General features: G+C 60.8%; 15 protein-coding genes. 9 read left to right on the top strand and 6 right to left on the bottom strand.

The genetic code is table 11. The annotated features are described in order from the left end of the window. Positions 1-36: 36 nt before the first annotated feature. The 3 genes from KJP28_RS13665 to KJP28_RS20005 all read right to left on the bottom strand — a co-directional run bounded on the left by KJP28_RS13665 (position 37) and on the right by KJP28_RS20005 (position 4051). On the bottom strand, positions 37-1257 hold the full coding sequence (locus KJP28_RS13665) for a C4-dicarboxylate TRAP transporter substrate-binding protein (RefSeq protein ID WP_255552388.1): 1221 nt from the start codon (positions 1255-1257) through the stop codon (positions 37-39). 236 nt (positions 1258-1493) lie between these two features. After that, positions 1494-3116, bottom strand: coding sequence for a thiamine pyrophosphate-binding protein (locus KJP28_RS13660; protein WP_218393176.1), 1623 nt, complete (start codon positions 3114-3116; stop codon positions 1494-1496). A gap of 218 nt (positions 3117-3334) precedes the next feature. Continuing rightward, complete coding sequence (locus KJP28_RS20005; protein WP_255552387.1) at positions 3335-4051, bottom strand: VPLPA-CTERM sorting domain-containing protein; 717 nt, start codon at positions 4049-4051, stop codon at positions 3335-3337. A gap of 411 nt (positions 4052-4462) precedes the next feature. Here KJP28_RS20005 and KJP28_RS13650 point away from each other — a divergent pair, with 411 nt between their 5' ends. From KJP28_RS13650 to KJP28_RS13610, 9 genes are all read left to right on the top strand, one after another. Continuing rightward, a complete protein-coding gene (locus tag KJP28_RS13650) occupies positions 4463-4783 on the top strand; it encodes a hypothetical protein (protein ID WP_218393175.1) in 321 nt (106 codons plus the stop codon). A 201-nt stretch (positions 4784-4984) separates the two neighbouring features. Beyond that, on the top strand, positions 4985-5929 hold the full coding sequence (locus KJP28_RS13645) for a hypothetical protein (RefSeq protein ID WP_218393174.1): 945 nt from the start codon (positions 4985-4987) through the stop codon (positions 5927-5929). Then, complete coding sequence (locus KJP28_RS13640) at positions 5926-7191, top strand: 2-hydroxyacyl-CoA dehydratase (protein ID WP_218393173.1); 1266 nt, start codon at positions 5926-5928, stop codon at positions 7189-7191. Before KJP28_RS13645 ends, KJP28_RS13640 begins: the two co-directional genes overlap by 4 nt. Before the next feature lie 56 nt (positions 7192-7247). Continuing rightward, entirely contained in the window at positions 7248-8381 is a 1134-nt protein-coding gene (locus KJP28_RS13635) for a CaiB/BaiF CoA transferase family protein (protein WP_218393172.1), read from the top strand. A 36-nt stretch (positions 8382-8417) separates the two neighbouring features. Next, positions 8418-9431, top strand: coding sequence for a TRAP transporter substrate-binding protein DctP (gene dctP / locus KJP28_RS13630; RefSeq protein ID WP_218393171.1), 1014 nt, complete (start codon positions 8418-8420; stop codon positions 9429-9431). Positions 9432-9493: 62 nt separating this feature from the next. Next, positions 9494-10009: a TRAP transporter small permease gene (locus KJP28_RS13625; protein ID WP_218393170.1), complete on the top strand. Its 516-nt coding sequence runs from the start codon at positions 9494-9496 to the stop codon at positions 10007-10009. A 3-nt stretch (positions 10010-10012) separates the two neighbouring features. Continuing rightward, complete coding sequence (locus tag KJP28_RS13620) at positions 10013-11290, top strand: TRAP transporter large permease (RefSeq protein WP_218393169.1); 1278 nt, start codon at positions 10013-10015, stop codon at positions 11288-11290. After that, positions 11263-12468, top strand: a complete 1206-nt coding sequence (locus tag KJP28_RS13615; protein WP_218393168.1) for a cytochrome P450 — start codon at positions 11263-11265, stop codon at positions 12466-12468. Before KJP28_RS13620 ends, KJP28_RS13615 begins: the two co-directional genes overlap by 28 nt. After that, positions 12465-13640 carry a cytochrome P450 gene (locus tag KJP28_RS13610; RefSeq protein ID WP_218393167.1) on the top strand — a complete coding sequence of 392 codons (1176 nt, stop codon included), beginning with the start codon at positions 12465-12467 and terminating at the stop codon, positions 13638-13640. The genes KJP28_RS13615 and KJP28_RS13610 overlap by 4 nt, the downstream gene beginning before the upstream one ends. A gap of 630 nt (positions 13641-14270) precedes the next feature. On the opposite strand, the gene KJP28_RS13605 is transcribed toward KJP28_RS13610, so the two are convergent. The 3 genes from KJP28_RS13605 to KJP28_RS13595 all read right to left on the bottom strand — a co-directional run bounded on the left by KJP28_RS13605 (position 14271) and on the right by KJP28_RS13595 (position 18592). Then, complete coding sequence (locus KJP28_RS13605) at positions 14271-16463, bottom strand: TRAP transporter permease (RefSeq protein WP_218393166.1); 2193 nt, start codon at positions 16461-16463, stop codon at positions 14271-14273. Positions 16464-16540: 77 nt separating this feature from the next. Further along, the gene (locus KJP28_RS13600) at positions 16541-17515 is read right to left on the bottom strand and encodes a TAXI family TRAP transporter solute-binding subunit (protein WP_218393165.1); all 975 of its coding nucleotides are present in this window, start codon (positions 17513-17515) and stop codon (positions 16541-16543) included. Positions 17516-17677: 162 nt separating this feature from the next. Then, the gene (locus tag KJP28_RS13595) at positions 17678-18592 is read right to left on the bottom strand and encodes a LysR family transcriptional regulator (protein ID WP_218393164.1); all 915 of its coding nucleotides are present in this window, start codon (positions 18590-18592) and stop codon (positions 17678-17680) included. Between the last annotated feature and the right edge of the window lie 95 nt (positions 18593-18687).

Raw genomic sequence — 18687 nt, 5'->3', positions numbered from 1 at the left:
GCCCGCCCCGCGAAACGCGGGACGAGCGGGGAGGCTTCATTTCATCAACTCGGGCGTGACCTCGGAATTGAACTTCTCATAGAAGCTCGAAAGGTCGACGTCCGACAGGCCCGCGAAGGCTTCGAGAATGGCTTCCGGCGTGCGTTCGGCCACCTCGTAGCCATCTGCCACAAGCGCCTCGGTCCAGTAGTCGATGCGAGCTTGATATTCGTCGACGAAGGCCTGCGGATCAGACACGGCGTCCGGCGCGGTGTCCGCCAGTCCGGCCACGTAATTGGCCCGCTGCTCACGCACGATTGGTTCAAGGGTAGAGACATCATTTGTGTTGATCTCCTCACCCGCCGCGATCAGGTCGCCGGCCTTTGCCTCGATCTCCATGTAGCCCATCCAGATGTCATAGGCCGCTTTCACGTTGGCTTGAGTGATGAAATCCTGAAGCTCTTTCGGGAAATCGTTCCAGACTTCGAGGTTCATCACCCAGGTCGATGCCTGAAGCTGCGCCATCGTCACCGGCACGAATTCCGGCGCGACGTCCTTCAGGACAAGACCATCGGCATACTGGTTCGGGTTGATGACCATGCAATCGAACACGCCACGCTGGAGACCCTCATACGCCTCCCCCCAGGCAATCGAGACAGGCGTCATGCCCAGCGCCTCGGCCGATTGCGACCAGACGGCGCCGATCGCCCTTGCACGCTTGCCCTCAGCCTCTTCCGGCGACGAAATCGGCGTGTTGCACAAGAGGTTGTAGGCGGGCGTCGCGGTGGCCTGGAGCACTTTGACGTTGTGGCGTGCGTATTCTTCCGTGAGTGGTTCGAAGGTCAGCACAGTTTCCAGAGCAGTCGCCCCGCCAGCGGCGACGTCATGGACGGTGGAGCCGGACAGGGCTGCGCCCATACCGAACAGCCAGGAGCCGACAGGCAATTCCTGCGGCATGTAGGATGGGATGATGAGGCCAATATCCGCAACGCCATCACCGACGCCCGACAACGTGTCCAACGCGCCCAGAAGGGACGAGGACCAGTAGTTCTCGAACGTGATCTTGCCGCCTGTGAATTCAGTGATCGACTCCTCCCAAGCGACCATCGCCTTGCCGAAATTGGCATCCTGATTGCCCGAGAAATCGGCAAGCTTGAGTGTCATGGGCTCGAGATTGTCGAGCCATTCCTGCGCATGTGCCTGAGCCCCCGCCAACATGGTTGCGCCGGCAAGCAACGCGGCTGCGGACATGCGCGTCCGTATCGTGTTGAGTTTCATTTTTTCCTCCCTGCGCCGTGTCCGGCGTTTTTTTTGGCGCAGCATGACGCTGCGATTGTGAAAAGTTAACATCTCCTACTTTGTGGGACAAGATAAGTAATCAATACACACTGCTTAGTCTTGGAGATTCAGAGATTCTTGCGGATAAATCAACGATTATTCGAAAAGTCGGTGCCATTTTCAGCCCATTCTGTGAGACGCTATTGTTTTAGCTGTCCCGTATTGTGGGAAATACGCTACCACATCGCCACATGATCCGGGTCGAGTCTCACGTCGATCAGGAAAGGCCGTGTTCGGTCCCGGGCTTCGATCTTTCGCGACAGCGCGTCCAGATCGGCGGCAGTCGTAATCGTGACTCCGTCGCCGCCAAGCGCGCGGGCAAGAGGCAGAAACTCGGGCCAGTCGAAGAGGGTGATGGCCGGGTCGAGCTGCTTGTCCCGGAACTGGATGTGCTCGGCGCCATAGCTGCCGTCGTTGAATAGCACGATGATCAGATCCAGATCGGCCCGCACCGCTGAATGAAACTCGCCAAGGTTGCCGAGCATGAAACCACCGTCACCGTTGAACAGGATCGTAGGCCGGGATGGGTTCGCCACGCCTGCGCCGATGGCGGTGGCGAGGCCCAGACCGATCGCTCCGTAACTCGCCGACGTGACCATGTCGCGCGGACCGGGTGCGGTGAGGAAGCCGTAACTCTTGACCATCCACCGCCCGGCATCCGTCACGATTGTTCGATCCGCGGGCAGTATTTCATTCAGACGCGATAGCGTGCTCAGAAAATCGACCGTGCCCTCACGGGGCTTGGTCTGTTTCGGCGTTGGGGGTTTGTCGAGGCCGCGTGCCGGTATGTCGGCTGTAAACCCCGATCCGGGAACTTCGGCCTCATCGAGCCAATGGTGGAACGTATTCGCAACCGACGCGGGCTGTCCGAGGATCGACACGTCAGCGACAACTCCGGTCCCAAGATCCTGCGCGCGATCCATGACTTGTATCACGCGCTTTCCCTCCACGAAGCCACCGTCGCCCGTCGTATGAAAATTGAGCGAAGCACCGAATGCGATGAGGCAATCCGCGCTCATGAGCACCTCGGTCGCCTGTGGTGTAGACACCGTGCCGCAAACGCCGAGTACGTGGTCTTCATCCCGAAACAGGTTTTTCGCCCGCATCGTCGTGGCCAAAGGCGCATCGAGCCTGCGGGCGAGACGGAGAAGGGATGCACGAGACGCGTCGTCTATCGCACCGCGTCCTGCAAGAAGCACGGGCCTGCGTGCCGCCGCGATTATGCCGATTGCGTTGTCGAGTGCAGGCCCTTCAATCACCGTAGGTCCAAGATCGGGCAAATCCCAGCGATGGTCTTGGGGATCGACGTCCTGCCATTGAAAATCCGCAGGCATATTGAACGCGATGGGGCGGCGTTCGGCTTTCGCGCGTCGCACGGCGCGGGCGAGATCCTCAAGAGCAGTTTCTGGTTCGCGTAACTGCTCGAAACCTGCGCCGGCCGCAAGCACGACCATTTTCTGGTCCGTGTTCTGGAGGTTTTCGCGATCATTGGTCGGGGTGTCCCCGCACATCAGAACGATAGGCGTATTGGAGCGAACTCCCTCGGTCAAAGCCGTGACGCAGTTGGTGAGGGCGGGGCCATGTGTGACGGTCGCGAACCCCACGTCGCCGGTCACCATCCCGTAACCGATCGCCATAAGAACAGCGCCGTTTTCGTTCGCCGCGCTTGTGTAGCGCGTACCATCAAGGCGCGAGAAAGCGTCGACGAAATAAGCGTTCGCATCACCCAAGACTCCGAAGAGGTCTTTCACACCATGGTCACGAAGGGCCATCGCAAGGGCGGCATGAAGTTTCGGCATGTTCTGACTGCGCTCCTTTGACTAACTCATGAGTTAGTGAAATAGCAGTGCAGATTCAACTACGCATTTTTGAAGCGGTCCGACGGCGCGGGCGAAACGAATTTTCTTTTTGTTGCAGGAAGGTTTCTCGAGACATGAAAAAAGCCTGCAACACCGGGTGTGCTGCAGGCTCCTGATACGTGATAAAAAAGGTGCGACCTGAAAAATGCCCCCTTAGGTCAATTGGATTTGCGACGCCGTGACGCAAAACCCAGCCCGCCGAGCGCCATGATGAGCAATCCACCTGCCGCAGGGATCGGAACCGGCGCGATCGTCACGAGGTTCTGATACTTTTTCTCGTAGCGGCCAGGCGTGCTCTCGAGGAACGTGAGGCGGTATGCCTTGTCCCCCGTGAAGCTCGCTGCTTCGGCCAGATAGTCGTTCGCGAGTGACATGACGCCCGAATCGGCGGTCACGGCGAAGGTGCCACTTCCTGCGTCGGCATCGTCATCATAAACCATGTTCCAGAGCGCGACCTGGAACGCGGCGGCCTGTTTGCCATCCGAAGTGTCGACACTTGCGAAATTGGCGTCGAAGACAGATTGGATCCGCGACTTCGTCACGCCGAAGCTGTTGCTGAACGGCGCATCGGTCGTCGTGTACGGACGGCCAGCAGTCGAAGACGTCGACAGGTAGCTGCCGATGTCGAGGCACCACGCCATGAAATCGCCGAGCGTGCTCGGTGTAGAGACATCGGACATGTTGAAGCCGTAGGCATATGCCCGGGTCCCTTGGCTTACGGGAGCCGTCGAGAATGTCACGATTTCCCGGTCGCCGGGCGCGACATCCGTTCCGTTGTAGACCAATGAGATCGGTGCCGCAGAAGCGGAACCGGCAAGTAATGTGATTCCCATCGTCGCGATGATGGTGTGTAAATTCGTTTTGTTGCCGAACATGGCAAACCCCTTTCCTCAAACCCACCGCATTGTGGACACATTCTTGCCATTTTCAGAACCACCAGAATTCGAAACTCACTGTTTCGCTGCGAACGGCGTTTGTCGCCCAAACTGACGAACGACGATGCGAAAAACGGTCGATTTGTAGAGGATTCCGGCACAATCCGGGACGACGCGACATCGTTCGCGAGAAGTTCCCCGCAGAATCGACAACAGATCGGCGCGTAGTCCCGTCACCCTCGCAACACTGCGCAGACGACCAACAGCCAGTCCGTCCACCAGGATGCGGACATGGTGCGCCGAGCTGTCTGCCCCGACTTCGGCAAACTCACATCATCTTTTTGCCCAAGGCCAGAGGTAGGTCTTCACCATGCCTAGCCGAATTGATGAGTCCGAGAGGGGGGTTGGCCGATGAGAAATACGCAGTCCGCTCTCAGGGTGTTCCTGAAGCACGAATCCGGCATTGTGACCGTTGACCTGTCGGTGTTCCTGGGCGATTCGATTGCGCTCGCCATGGTGGTGACCGGCGTCGCACCACGCGGGTCGCGCATCGCGGCGAATGAAAATGCGGCACCGAAAGGGGCGGCACAAGAATTTCCGAAGGCCGGAGGGGCGACCCGGGGCATGATCCCCTACGGACATTGGTTGTTCAATGACATGCGGAACCATCTTCAGCAGGTCCCATTGTCCGCCGTCAAAGTTCCGTCTCTCGCGCCGTGGACGTTCATCTAGGCGCAATAGGCGCAACTCTGTCTCACCTCGTCGACGATTACTCGATATCCGCAACTGTTTCCGAACAGGGCGTTCCGCCAAAGTGCCGGGGTGCAACCTGATCCGTTCTGCATGACCTGTCACGGACGACACCGGTTACTGGCGGGGCGTTGACGGGTCATGGTGGTTCATTTAGTGAACGATCTGGTGAGGGAGGAAATCGTGCGCATCGGTGTTTTCGGCTTCGGCGTTCCATACGGCGTCCTTGCGGCGATCGGACTTCGACCGGTCGATATAACGCTGAACAGCGCGGAACCGGGCACACCGGTCGATCGGTATCTCGAACCCTTCCTTGACCCTTTCGCCAAATCGGTGCTGCGCGGCATGTCGACCGGCGCGTTCGATGATATGGCCGCAATCATTTTTCTGCGCGAAAGTCCGGGGGCGATGATTTCCTGCCAATACGCATTCGAACTGCGGCGGCGTGGCGTCATACCCACGACTGCGCCAGCGCCGATCATGCTCAACATCTTACCTGCCGATCATCCGGCGGCGGATAGGTTCAACCGGGCGGAACTGTCCCGGTTGGCCGATACGCTGGGCCGACTTGGGTGGGTGGCAGATGCGGCGGTCGGGTCGATGGCCGAGGAATTGGACGCCTTGATCGCGGCGCAAACCAACGGCGAAATCACCAGTGCTGCTGCGTTCGAGGCGCGGGCCGCGCTGTCCACGGGTGAAGACACGGCGATCTCGACGCGTGCGCGCGAAGGTGAACGGATTGCCTTACTGGGCGCTCCCCTCGGCAACGCGACGCTCCATGCCGCGCTGGACGGGATCGGCGTGCTCGCGTTGGACCAGCAGGCGCTTGATCAGGCGGAAGCCGCGCGGGGCAATGGCTTGGATGCGGCGCTTGCGGCGCAGGCTGCGAACCCTTTCGCCGCACGTCAACCCAAGCCGATCTTCGGGCAGGCCATCGGAAACACATTGGTCACTCATCGCATCGACCGCGTGGTCTGGCAGGTGGATCCGAACGACGATCTGTGGGGATGGTTGATGCCGCAAGTGCGCGACCTGTGTTTGTCGCGGGGTGTCGGGTTTACCGATCTGGGCTTCCTGCCGCGTTGGCCAGAAAGGGCCGATCTGCCGATTGGGGAGGGCATCGGATGACCTATGAACCGCTTTCCATTTCCGCCGACGCGATGGCGTATCAGCGCGACTGGGTCAAATCCCTTCGTTTTCAGATCGAGGGCGGCGCCAGATACGCGTTCGTCAATGCCGATACGCCGCACGAGGTTTTTCATGCGATGGAAATGCCGGTCGTCGTGAACCAGTGGTGGTCATCGGTGATCGCGGCCAAGCAACTTTCAAGCCATACGCTCGACCGGGGGGCGGCGATGGGGTTTCACGACAGCCTCGCGAAATACTCGGCAATGGGCGTGATTTCGGCTCTGGACGGCGACCCGGATAAGCAACCGTGGGGCGGCTTGCCGGACCCGGCGATCTTGTGCGCGCGCCAGTCTTCCGACGACCAGCAGCGTCTGTTCCAATTGTATGCGGACAAAGCCGATGCGCCCCTCGCCCTGCTTCACTGTCCTGCCCCGCCTGAGAACCTGAACCCCTGGTGGGACCTGGCACGGGACGATTGGGAGAGGCTTTATGGCACCGAGCGGCTTGACCTCATGCAGTCGCAAATCAGGGACCTTATCGGCCAGGTCGAGGAGATCACCGGGCGGGATTTCGACCACGAGGCTTTTGGCGCTTACATGGAAGAAATCGAGACGCAGGAGCTGATCTTCGAAGAGGCGAGCAGGATGATCGCTGGGGCCGAGCGGATGCCTGTGCGCATTGGTGAGCAGATCCCGAACGTGATGATCCCGCAGTGGCACCGAGGTTCGGATTGGGCCGTCGCCCATGCCGGGAGGTTTCGCGACGCTGTGGGCGAACGGATCGAGGCCGGACGGGCGGTGGTGGACGACGAACGCGTGCGCATGATGTGGATCGGCGCAGGGCTGTGGTTCGACACCAGGTTCTACACCGCGTTCGAGGACGAATTTGGGGCGGTCTTTGCGTGGTCGATGTATCTCCCCTTCGCTGCCGACGGTTATGTCCGTCGCTCAAAGGGCGACTATCTGCGCGCGCTCGCCGCTCGCGTCGTGACGATGAACGAGCAGTTGCACCAAGCGCCCTGGGCGAATGCGTGGCTGGTAAAACAGGCGCGTGATTACCGGATCGACCTCGCGGTCGTTCTGGTGCCCGAGGCTGACCGTCAGTCCGGCTATGCCACCAACTTCATCACCGAAGACCTGCGGGAAGCCGGGGTCGAGGTGGTCGAAATACATGCCGACATGGTGGATGCGCGCAAGTGGGACGGAGCACGGGCCAAGGCCGATGTCGCGGACGGAATTCGCCGCGTTCTGGGTGCGACATAATGTCATTGACTCGCGGATAATAGTTCACAAAGATACATAAATAGGGAGGACGAGTCATGGCGCGCGCGCTTGAGGGCTACACTGTTGTCGACTTCAGCCACGTCGTGGCCGGTCCGCTCGCAACCCATTTTCTCGCTCTGAACGGTGCACGGGTCATCAAGGTCGAGACACCGACGGGCGATCTCTTGCGTAACTATTCCCCCAACCGTGACGAGTGGGGAATGGCGCCCGCATTCCGGGGCATCAACATCGGCAAGGAAAGCGTGTCCCTGGACCTGAAGTCCGACGAGGGGTTGAGCACAGCAAAGCGGCTGATCGAAGATGCAGACATCGTGGTCGAGAACTTCCGCCCCGGCGTGATGGATCGACTCGGGCTTGGATACGATGCGGCGAAAGCGCTGAACCCCGGCGTGATCTACTGCTCAATCTCGGGGTTCGGCCAGACCGGCGAGATGCGCGACGTGGCCGCAATCGACCAGATCGTTCAGAGCTTGTCCGGTCTGATGCGTCTGTCGGGCGAAGAGGGCGATCCGGCGATGCGGGTCGGCTTTCCCATCGTCGATACCTATTCCGGCCTTCTGGCCGCTTTTGCGATCCAGACCGCTGTCATTCAGAAGGAGCGCGGTCTGGTCGAAAGCCAGAACGTCGATGTCGCGATGCTGGATGCGACGTTGGTCATGCTTTCATCGGTGGTCAATCCGCTGGTCATGGCCGGGCAAAGACACAAACGCACCGGGAATAGGGGTTTCAGCCGCGCGCCGACCGCCGACACATTCGCCTGCAAGACCGGCGAGATCACTGTCGGGGCGGTTGAGGATCACCACGTCGTAAAGATGCTCGAAGTGCTGGGGGTGACGCATCTGTTGAACGATGCACGCTTTGCGACGCGGATCGACCGGCTCACCAACGCCGATGCGATGCGGGTAGAACTGGCCGCGGCCTTCGACACGCGTGGTGCCGTCGAATGGGAGGCCGCGTTTCGCGAAGCGGGCCTCTCTGCGGCGCGGGTCATGGATATCGAAGAGACGGTTGCGATGCCGCATCTGGCAGGCCGGGATCTGTTTCTCGACATTGCAGGCGAGCGAGTGCTGAACGCAGGCTTTCGGATGGAGACCGGGGGGCCCGGGACCGAAAGGGGCGCGCCGGAACTGGGCGCGCAGAACGAGAAAATACCAAAAGTGGCGGTCTGAAACCGCCAAATATCAACGACCTTCAGGGAGGAGAATATGAAGGACTTCATCAAGACCACGGTGCTTGGCGCCCTCATGGCAACGGCGGGATCCGCCGTCATGGCCGAAACGGAAATGCGGCTGTCGGTTGAAACCCCGCCGGGCCACGTCCGAAACCTCGCAGCAGAACGTTGGGCCGACGCCATTTCCGAAGCTTCTGGCGGCGAATTGACCGTCGAGGTTTTCCCGGCGGCACAGCTTTACAAGTCCGCCGACGCGATCCGCGCGCTCGCATCAGGCGCGTTGGACATGTCGATTCAGGCCAACGTGACCATGAGCCAGTTCGAGCCGAACCTGTCGTTCTCGATCCTCCCGGTTTTCTTCGGGCGCACGGCCGAAGAGGCGAGTGCCATCCTCGAGGGGCCGATTGCGGATGAGACGGGCGAGATGCTCGCCGCCAAGGGCATTCATGTGCCGGGTGCCGCGTTCCTGTTCGCGCCGCAACACACGGCTTTCACCACCGAAACGCCGGTCGAGAGCTATGACGACCTCACCGGCCTGAAACTTGCCACACCGCCGTCGCCGGTTGTCGTGGGCGTGCTCAAGGAAATGGGCGGCGCACCGCAAGCCGCGCGCCGGTCGGAAATTCCGCTGCTTCTGAGCCAAGGCCAGATCGACGGGATGGGCGGCGTGACCGAGCTGACCATCATCGGCGGCAAACTCTGGGAGTCGGGCATCAAGAACGTTTTTGCCGACAACGCCGGCTGGGGCTTTTACATGCCCGTCGTGTCGCAGCGCACCATGGACAAGCTGACCGAGGAGCAGCAGGCCATCATCCGCGACACCTGGGTCGAAGTGCATGACTGGGCCGCTGCCCACGCCGCCGGAGAACTGGAGACGGCACGCGAAACGCTGGCCGAGAACGGCGTGACGGTGGTGGATGCAGACCCCGACATGGTGGCCGAGAAGCGTCAGGCCCTGCTGGACCTGCAGGACAAGATCGTGGCCGACGGCGGCATGGACGCCGAGTTCATCGGACGTGTGACCGAGGCGCTCGACGGCTCGATGTAATGCGAGTTTCGCGTCGCCCCTGACCTTCGGGGCGGCGCGACCAAACACCTGACAGGTATCGAATGATCCCCCGCATTCTCAACGTATGGTCTCGGGTCGAGACCTTCCTGATCGGCATTCTGCTTATCATCGCGCTCGTGGTTTTCCTCGGTGGCGGTCTTTTGCGGATCGTCGCACCCGGCTATGCGATCGACTGGGCGACGGAAGTTTCGATCTACTTCATCATCTGGGCCACAGTTCTGGCCGGGGCCGCCATCGTGCAGGAGGATCGCCACCTGCACACCGAGGTGTTCATTGCTGCCCTAAGCCCGCAACTACGCCGGATCCTCGGCTGGGCCATGTCGATCCTGTCCATCGCCTTCATCGCCGTGATGCTGGTCTATGGCTGGCAAGCCTATGAGTTTTCGAACCTGTTGGATGAACGCTCCGGCTCGTCATTGCGAGCGCCCCAGGGGTTTGCGGTATTCCTACCGCTTCCAATCGGAATGGCGCTGATCCTCGTTCGCTGCGCATTGATGCTGATGAACGGTCAGCGCCCGTTCGGCCATCTCTCAAGTACGCCGGAACGGGGAGAGTAACCGATGGATGCTTTTATCGGACTCGGGGGAATGCTCTTCCTCATGGCGCTCGGCGCACCGATCTTCGTCGCACTGGGCGCAACGGCGATGATCATGATCGCTATCGAGGGCCGCCCCTTGATGGACGCTGCTGCGCATACGGTTTCGGGACTGAACTCACCAACATTCGTCGCGGTGCCGTTCTTTGTCCTCGCTGCCACCTTTATGCAAAAGGGGGGTATCGCGCGGATCATCATCGACGCTGCCGAGACATGGGTCGGTCATTTCAAAGGTGGCCTCGGGCTGGTCGCCGTGATCGCGACGACGCTGTTCGCTGCCATTTCCGGTTCGTCCGTCGTAACCGCGATGGCGATGGGGACTTTCCTGATCCCGGCTATGGTCGCACGCAACTATGACCGGCCTTTCGCTTTGGGTCTTGTCGGCGCATCGGGAACGATGGGCATCCTCATTCCACCGTCGCTTTCGATGATCCTTTACGGCCTGATCGCCGAGGAAAGCGTGCCGCGCCTGTTCATCGCCGGGGTCGTACCCGGCTTGATACAGGCAATACTACTTGCCGCGTGGGTCATGTTCTATTCGCGCCGCAAAGGCTACGCTTCAGGCGAAAGGGCGACGCGAGAAGAGTTCATCCGCAAGAACATCAGGGCGATCCCGGCCATCTCGATCCCGCTGTTCGTCTTTGTGGGCATCTACTCAGGCTATACGACCGTGACCGAGAGCGCAGGAGTGGCGGCCGTGGCGAGTATGCTGGTCGCGGTCTTCGTCTACCGGGAGGTGTCGTTGAAGGACGTTTTCGCGATGACCGCGGAGGGCATGAAAGCCGCATCGGCCGTTTCGTTCATCGTCATGTTCGCGCTCCTGTTCGCGCATTGGATCACGGGGTCCGGGGTCCCGACAAAGCTGGTCGAGTTCGCCATCGGGCAAGACCTCAAGCCCTGGCAATTCCTGCTCGCCCTCAACATCATGATGCTGATCCTCGGTATGTTCCTCGATGCTATCGCGGTCATGCTCATCGTGACGCCGATCATCCTGCCGGTCCTCGCACCCCTGGGTATCGACCCGGTTCACTTCGGCATCGTGCTGATCGTGAACATGGAGATTGCATTCCTTACACCGCCAATCGGCCTGAACCTGTTCGTTCTGTCGTCGATTTCGAAGGCGCCGATGTCGGAGGCCATGCGCGGCATGATCCCCTTCGTCCTGATCATGGCGTGCTTCCTCATCCTTATCACCTACGTTCCGGAGATCACTCTATGGCTGCCGAACAGATTGATGAACTGAGGTCCGTGTGGGACCCGCACGATCAGGAGACGATCGACAATTACCCGGCGGTCTGGCGCGAATTGCGTGAAACCCATCCTGTCGCCTACAGCGATAAATGGGGCGGGTTCTTCACGGTGATGCGGTACAAGGACATCCAGACGGTTGAAAAGGATCATGAGACGTTCACGGCAACCAAACTGTCCATCGTGCCCGCCTCGCCCAAACTCGGCTTGCCGCGTTTGCCGCTGCAGAAAGACCCACCAGAGAGCGAACGCTATCGCAAGGCGATGAACCCGTCGTTCAAGGCCAACAAGGTCGCGACCTTCGCGCCGCAGCTGCGCGATCTGGTGGACCGGCTATTTGCCGAGGCGAAGGCCGAGGATCCGGGCAACGTCAATTTCCCCGAACAGATCGGCGAGCCGATGAGCCAGGGCTCGCTTGGCCTGCTCGTAGGGTTCGACACGGAGGAATCGCTCGAGATCGGGCGGCTATCGGCCACCTACGTTCACGCGATCCAGAACCGCGACATGGGCACCGCCGCGCGGATGTCGAAAGGCGTCGACGCTTTCGCGACCAAGCTGGCGAAAAGCCGGATGGAAGAGCCGCGCGACCCGGACGAAGACATGGTGTCCTCGATCATGGCCTATCCCGGGAAAGGCGAGCCGTTCGATGAGCGCGAACTTGCGGGGATGGTGCGGCTGCTGCTCGTGGGCGGTCACATCGCGTCGCGCTGCCTGATGAATTCACTCGCCTGGCATCTGGCCACCAACCCCGAGCACGTGCGGCTCCTGCGCAACGAACCGGAGGTGAAAGCCACCTTCCGCGATGAAATCCTGCGGTTCTATCCGGCGAACCAGAGCCTTGCCCGCGTGGCGACCATGGACACTGTCCTGAACGGCACGTTCATTCCCAAGGGCACGCCCGTCGCGATGAACTATGCCTCGGCCAACCGCGACCCGCGGATGTTCGACGATCCCGAGACATTCGACCCACGCCGAAGCCCGAACCGCCACATCACTTTTGGGTATTCCACCCATATGTGCATGGGGCAAGCGATGGCGAAACTGCAACTCGAAGTGATGATCGAAGCGCTGATCGTCCAGCCGGGGCTGGCTGTCGTCGGTACCCCAACATGGGGGCGCTGGACCGAGTTCGGCATCAACACCCTTACACTCGACCTGCGAGGCGACGCATGACCCACAAGGTGGATTTCACGGTTCCTGAGATTGAGGATTTCGACAGCCCGCACGCGCTGTTCGCCGAGCTTCGCAACCATTGCCCGGTCGCGTGGAGCGACGACATGGGCGGGTTTTGGGCGGTGACGAAACACGCGGATGCACGGCACGTTCTAGAAAACTGGGAGATGTTCACGACCACGATCCAGAACGTGGTGCCGCGTGTGGCGACGACCCAGCGCCGGCCCCCGCTGCACCTCGACCCGCCACACAACAAACCCTATCGCAACGCGATCCAGCGTCACCTGACCCCGATGAAACTAAGCGACTGGGAAAAACGGATGAAGCCGATGGTGGCCCGGTTCCTCGACCCTTGGATCGAGGCGGGCGGCGATATCTGCAAGGATTTCTCGTTCCATTTGCCCATCGCAATGCTGGCCGATTTCTTCAATCTCGATGCAGACAAGGCCGAATTGATCCGCGTGGTCGGAGCGGAATTCAACATGGCGCTGCAACGAATGGATTTCGATCTGTTGCGGGCGAAGTCGGACGAGCTTTATGACATCGCTGCCGATCTGATCGCGGACCGCCATGCCACTCCGCGCGACCCGGAGACTGATCCGGCGGCGAGCCTTCTCGCAGTGCGCGTCGAGGGTGAGCCACTGCCCGACGACATGATTCTTGGCGCGCTGCGTCAATTCCTGCTGGTGGGCATCATTGCGCCCACGACTTTCATCGGCTCGATGGCGGTGCACCTTGCACGACACCCGGAACATCACGCAGAGCTGACAGCAAACCCCGATCTCGTACCCGAGGCGCTTGAGGAACTCTTGCGTCTCTACACCCCGTATCGGGGGTTTGCGCGCACGGCGCGGGAGGATACCGAGATTTCGGGCTGTCCGATTTCCAAGGGCGATCCGGTGGCCATCGTGTTCACCTCGGCCAATCGCGATGCGGAGGTCTTTCCCGACCCCGATTCCTATCGACTGGACCGAGAAGCCCGCGACCTGCTGACCTTCGGACGCGGTCCGCATATGTGCCCCGGCGCACCGCTTGCGCGCGTTCTGCTTCGCGAGACGCTTTTGCAACTGACACAGAAATCCGTGCGATTGGAGCAACGCGGTGAGATCGAGATGACCAACTGGCCGGAGTACGGCCCGCTGAGCGTCTCGTTCGACGTAAAGAAACGCTGAAGCGGGACTGTCGCGCGGCCCCAACGGTCAGGAGCGTCGCACAACTCAAAGCCATGGCGAGCGGTATCGCGTGTTTCGTGTGCCATGAGTGTTGGCGCGGCGTTCCGGCTTTGATGACAGCCAACTATTCTCATGAACCCCGAAGTGGTGCGCTGAAGGGACTAGATTGGTATCTGTAATTTGTTGAAATAGTTTATTAAATTCAGGATGTTTTCAAAGCATACCCCCAAACTTACCCCCATAGTGATATCCTATATTTTTCAGAAACTCAGCAGACGCGTGCAACTTTTGCTGGAACTCGACACGAGAACCACTCTTCTGAATCAATTCGCGCACATTGCCGCCCTTTCTCAAGTTGTCTGATTTGAGCGCCAATTCTTAACCGGACTTAGGTCCATCGGACCCACGATGTCGTGGACGGCAGGGAACAACGCAGAACATTGCGGGATCGTTTGGTCGAAAAGACGGTTGCGAGGATCGCGCCCGCCGCCTTTGCGTCTCTCACGTCGGTCCGGCCGTGCGGAGACTGTGCCTAAGGTTTGCTTGTCTAGTAGCATAGGCTATTGAAAAGGAGGGCCTTTAGGGCAGTCGGAGGCCCACAAACGGGCGGGATTTCCGACGCACCATTTTTCAGTCTGTGCCGGGTGAAACACCGGCAGACAAACCCACCTTTCTCTGCACTACAAGAAGCGCAGAGGCGATCCCGGCCCCGACCAGATCGGTCGTCCAACCGGCATATATCATGGCAAGGCCTGAGACCAAGAGCGCGACACGCGCCGCCCATCCTGCACGTCCGAAGAACCAACCCTGAACGGCCGCAGACAACAGGAAGACTCCGGCGACCGCTGTGACAGTCACGTGGGCGATGTCGATCCAGCTTCCATCGAGAAGCATGGCAGGTGAGAAGAAGAACATGTAGGGCACGACAAAGGCGGCCAGTCCAATCTTGAAGCTTTCTACGCTGGTGCGTATTGGATCAGAACCTGCGAGCGCAGAACCGGCGTAGGCGGCGAGCGCCACGGGCGGGGTGATCGCCGACATCACGGCGAAGTAGAAGATGAACAGGTGAGCGGTGAGCGGCTCAACCCCAAGGTTGATGACACCGGGCGCGATAACGCTGGCCGCAACCGCATAGGCCGCGGTCGTGGGCATCCCCATGCCAAGGATGATCGACACGACCATCGCAAAGAAGAGCGCCAAAAACTGGCTCTGATCCGCCAGCGTCAAAAGTACGGTCGAGAACCGGGAGCCGATGCCTGTCAGCGCAATCACACCCACGATGATCCCCGCCGTGGCGCATACCGCGACCAGTTGCAGGACCATCCGCGCCCCGTTGTCGAGCGCATTGAAAAGCTGCTTCGGCCCCATCGCGTGCGGCGTGAGCCACGACACGACCGCCGCCGTCGCCATGGCCAGCGTGCCGCAGCGGATCACCGAATACCCCATGAACAGCGCCCCGATCAGCACCACGATAGGGCTAAACAGGTAGATCTGCTTGATGAGAACGTCGAGTTTGGGCAGGAGCTCGCGCGGGAGCCCTTTCATGTTGGCCTTCTGGGCCGCCATGTCGACCATGAAATAGACCGACACGAAGTAGATGATCGCGGGGATGATCGCGGCATAGACGATGTCCATGTAGGCGATGCCTGTGATCTCGGCCATGATAAAGGCACCGGCGCCCATGATCGGCGGCATGATCTGACCGCCGGTTGAGGCGGCCGCTTCGACCGAGGCCGAGGTTTGCGGCTTATAGCCCACCTTCTTCATCATCGGGATGGTCAGCGATCCGGTCGCCACGACATTGCCCGCCGAGGTGCCGTTGATCATGCCCATGAGGCCCGAGGCGAAGATCGCCACTTTCGCAGGGCCGCCGCGCCGGTGGCCCGCGGCCGCGAAGGCGAGATTGACGAAGTACTCTCCGACCCGCGTGGTTTGCAGGAACGCCGCGAAGATGACGAAGAGGATGATATAAGTCGACGAAATCGCGATGGGCGCGGACAACACGCCGTTGTCCGTGAAGATGTACGAGAAAAAGCGTTTCGGATCATAGCCGCGATGCTCGAATATCCCCGGCAGCCACGGCCCGAGAAAGGCGTACGCCACGAAGACGCCCGCGATGATCACGAGGGCAAGGCCCGCAAGACGCCGTGTCAGTTCGATGATCAGAAGAACGCCCGTGACGGCGGCCCACATATCGCCTGGCAGGGCCATGGGCATCCCCGCGCGCAGCTGAAGCTGGCGGGCGAAGAAGATGAGATAGGCGGTCGCGGCCAGTGCGGCCAGCGCCAGCAGCGTATCGCCAAGGTCATAGACCTGCCGTTTGGGCCCGGGCGCGAACCAGGCGGCGGCGATCACCAGAGCGGACCCGCCCGCAAGCGGGATGCCGAAGGTGCTCATGGCCCAGGCGGGGGGCAATGCCTCGCCAAACACGCGTCCGTTGATCCAGATGGCAACCACACAAAGCAGGCCGTAAAGGATGCCTGCGCCGCCGACAGCGACCGCACCTTTGGCCCACAGGGGCCGCCCGCCATGGCGATCCCCATGATAGCTGTGCGCCGAGAACAGGAGGAACCCAAGGATCAGGCCGCCCCCGACGTGGCTGAGCCGATAGCTCCAGGTTTCCAGCGGATAGACGTTCATCACCATCAGGTGAAAGACTGAATATCCGACGGCGAGCCACGCGATGACGTGGCCGCGAAGACCCGCAAAGTCGCGTTGGTTCGCTGAGATCGGATCGGTATCGACATTCGCGCGGGCCGTTTCCTTTTCGATCTCGGACAGATCGGACGCGCCCGACGCGGCGTTGCTCGGCTGCTGGGTCATGGAAACCTACTTCTCAAGAGAGTTCAGGTGCGGACACGGCCAGCGCAAGGGCCAGCCGTGCCGCGGGTGTGGCTAGGTTACTTGAGGTTGTCGGGGATCTGATGTCCGTTTTCCTCGAACCACTTCACGGCCCCCGGATGGAACGGGATCACCTGATTTTTCAGCACGTTTTCGGCCAGCGTTTCCTTGGCCGCCGCGTGGTTGGTCACCATGCGGTCATGGTTTTCCATGGCTAGCGCGGTGATTTCATAGGCAAGGCTGTCCGGCATGTCCTGATGCGCGATGGCGAAGTTCCAAAGCGACACGGTCTGCAGGTCGGCGGGCTGATCCTCATAGGTGTTGGCCGGGATCGTGAACGGCGCCATGGCGGGCACGATCTCCATCATCGCGTCGAGCGTTTCCTGATCCATCGAGATGAAGCGCACGTCGTTTTCGACCGCAAGCTGGGCATAGGCGCCCGTCGGCAGACCGGCGGCATAAACGAAGGCGTCGATCAGGCCGTCCTTCAGCTGCCCTGCGGTGTCCGACCCACCGGCGTTCGAGATTTTCACGCCGTCATAGCCTTCGGCGTTCTCGAAAAAGCGGGTCCAGTAGGTGGCTGAGGTGCCGCCCGCCGGGCCGACGCCCACGCGTTTGCCTGCCATGTCTTGAAAGCTCTCGATATCCGAGCTGGCCAGCACGGCGGCTTGCAGCGGGGTCTGGTACATCGGGAACAGGGCGCGCACGTTTTCATGCGGCACGCCGGGCATGAGGGGGCTTTCGCCCTTCCGTGCTTCGTCCGCCGGTCCGAGCGTCACGAAGCCAAGCTGATGCTCGCCGGTTTCGACAAGCGTCACGTTCTGGACGGGGCCGCCGGTGATCTCGGCACCCGCGTTCACGCCGAGCGCTTCGGTGATCATCGCGCCGAAGCCCGAGCCATAACCAAAGTACGTGCCGCCCTGCGACCCGGTGCCGATAGTGATCGACGAGGGCCAGCCGTCACGGTCCTGAGCCGTGGCGGCAACGGCGCTGACGGCAAGCGCGCCAGCCGCGAGAATTACGTTCATTTTCATCGTGCTTTCCTCCTCCGTTAGCCTTCCTGCGGGCATTTCCAAGCCAGCAAGGAAGTGACGTTCAAACATGAGCAGCGGAGCGGATTTCGCTCAATGCATGTGAGATTATATTCAAGATTGATATAATTTATCATGCGCCGCCGGATGCGTGATCCGCCTCGGTCAGGCCGACGCTTCTATCTCGTCAAGGTGCCGTTCCAGCACGTCAAGCACCTGATCGCGCCTTGGGTCACGCGCCCCCTGCGGCCAAGCGGCGGCCAGGATCAGTTTCGAACGGGTGACGCCTTCGCGCGTGACAAGCGGCACGAAGACGACGCCTGCCACACGCAGCCGTTCCGTCCAGCGCGGGACGATGGCAAGCCCGGCGCCCGAGGCGACAAGGTTGACGATCGTGTGCTTTTCCTCGGCCATCTGGGCAATGCGCGCGGTCAGCCCGGCATCCATGAACAGCTTGATGGTCAGGTCGTGCGAATGGGGGCGCGAGCGACGGTCCGGCACGATCAGATCCTGATCATCGAGGTCTTCGATGCGGATCGCGGATTGCGAGGCAAGTGGATGGGTTTCCGGCAAGGCGACGACCGCCGTTTCGAAAAACAGGGTGCGGAAGATGATCTTGGGGTCGCGCACGTCGGGCGGCCTGCAAATCACGAGGTCAAGGCTTCCGCTCAAGAGCTTGGGCAAAAGGTGAATCGTTTTCTGCTCGATCAGCTGCACTTCGATCTCGGGCGCTTCGGCCCTGAGGTGGGCCAAGAGCTGGGGCATCAGACCCGCGGCGGCGCTGTCGATGACGCCGACACGCAAGGGATGTCCTGCGGTCAGCCGAACCGCGCGCGCCTTTTCTTCGAACGCGTCGGACAGGGCGACAAGGTGGCGGGCGTCCTCCAGTATCGTCTGGCCTGCTTCGGTCAGCGACACGGCCCGCGTCGTGCGGTGGAAAAGGGGCGTATTCAGCCGCGCCTCAAGGGCCTTGATCTGCCTGCCCAGCGAGGCCGGAAGCATGTCGAGCGCGCGCGCCGCACGGCCGAAATGCAGCGTGTCCGCTGCTGCCAGAAAGCACCTGAGTTGGTCGGTATCCATGCCGCACCTCGGAATTATACGAGATTTGTATATAATCGGCTGCGAATTGAGAAGCGCCTTGATCCTTCTTTAGACGTTTGGGCAAAGCGAACGTA

The organism is Maritimibacter dapengensis (genome assembly GCF_019218265.1).
Classification (GTDB): Bacteria; Pseudomonadota; Alphaproteobacteria; order Rhodobacterales; family Rhodobacteraceae; genus Maritimibacter; species Maritimibacter dapengensis.
This window is presented reverse-complemented; position numbering and strand designations above follow the sequence as displayed.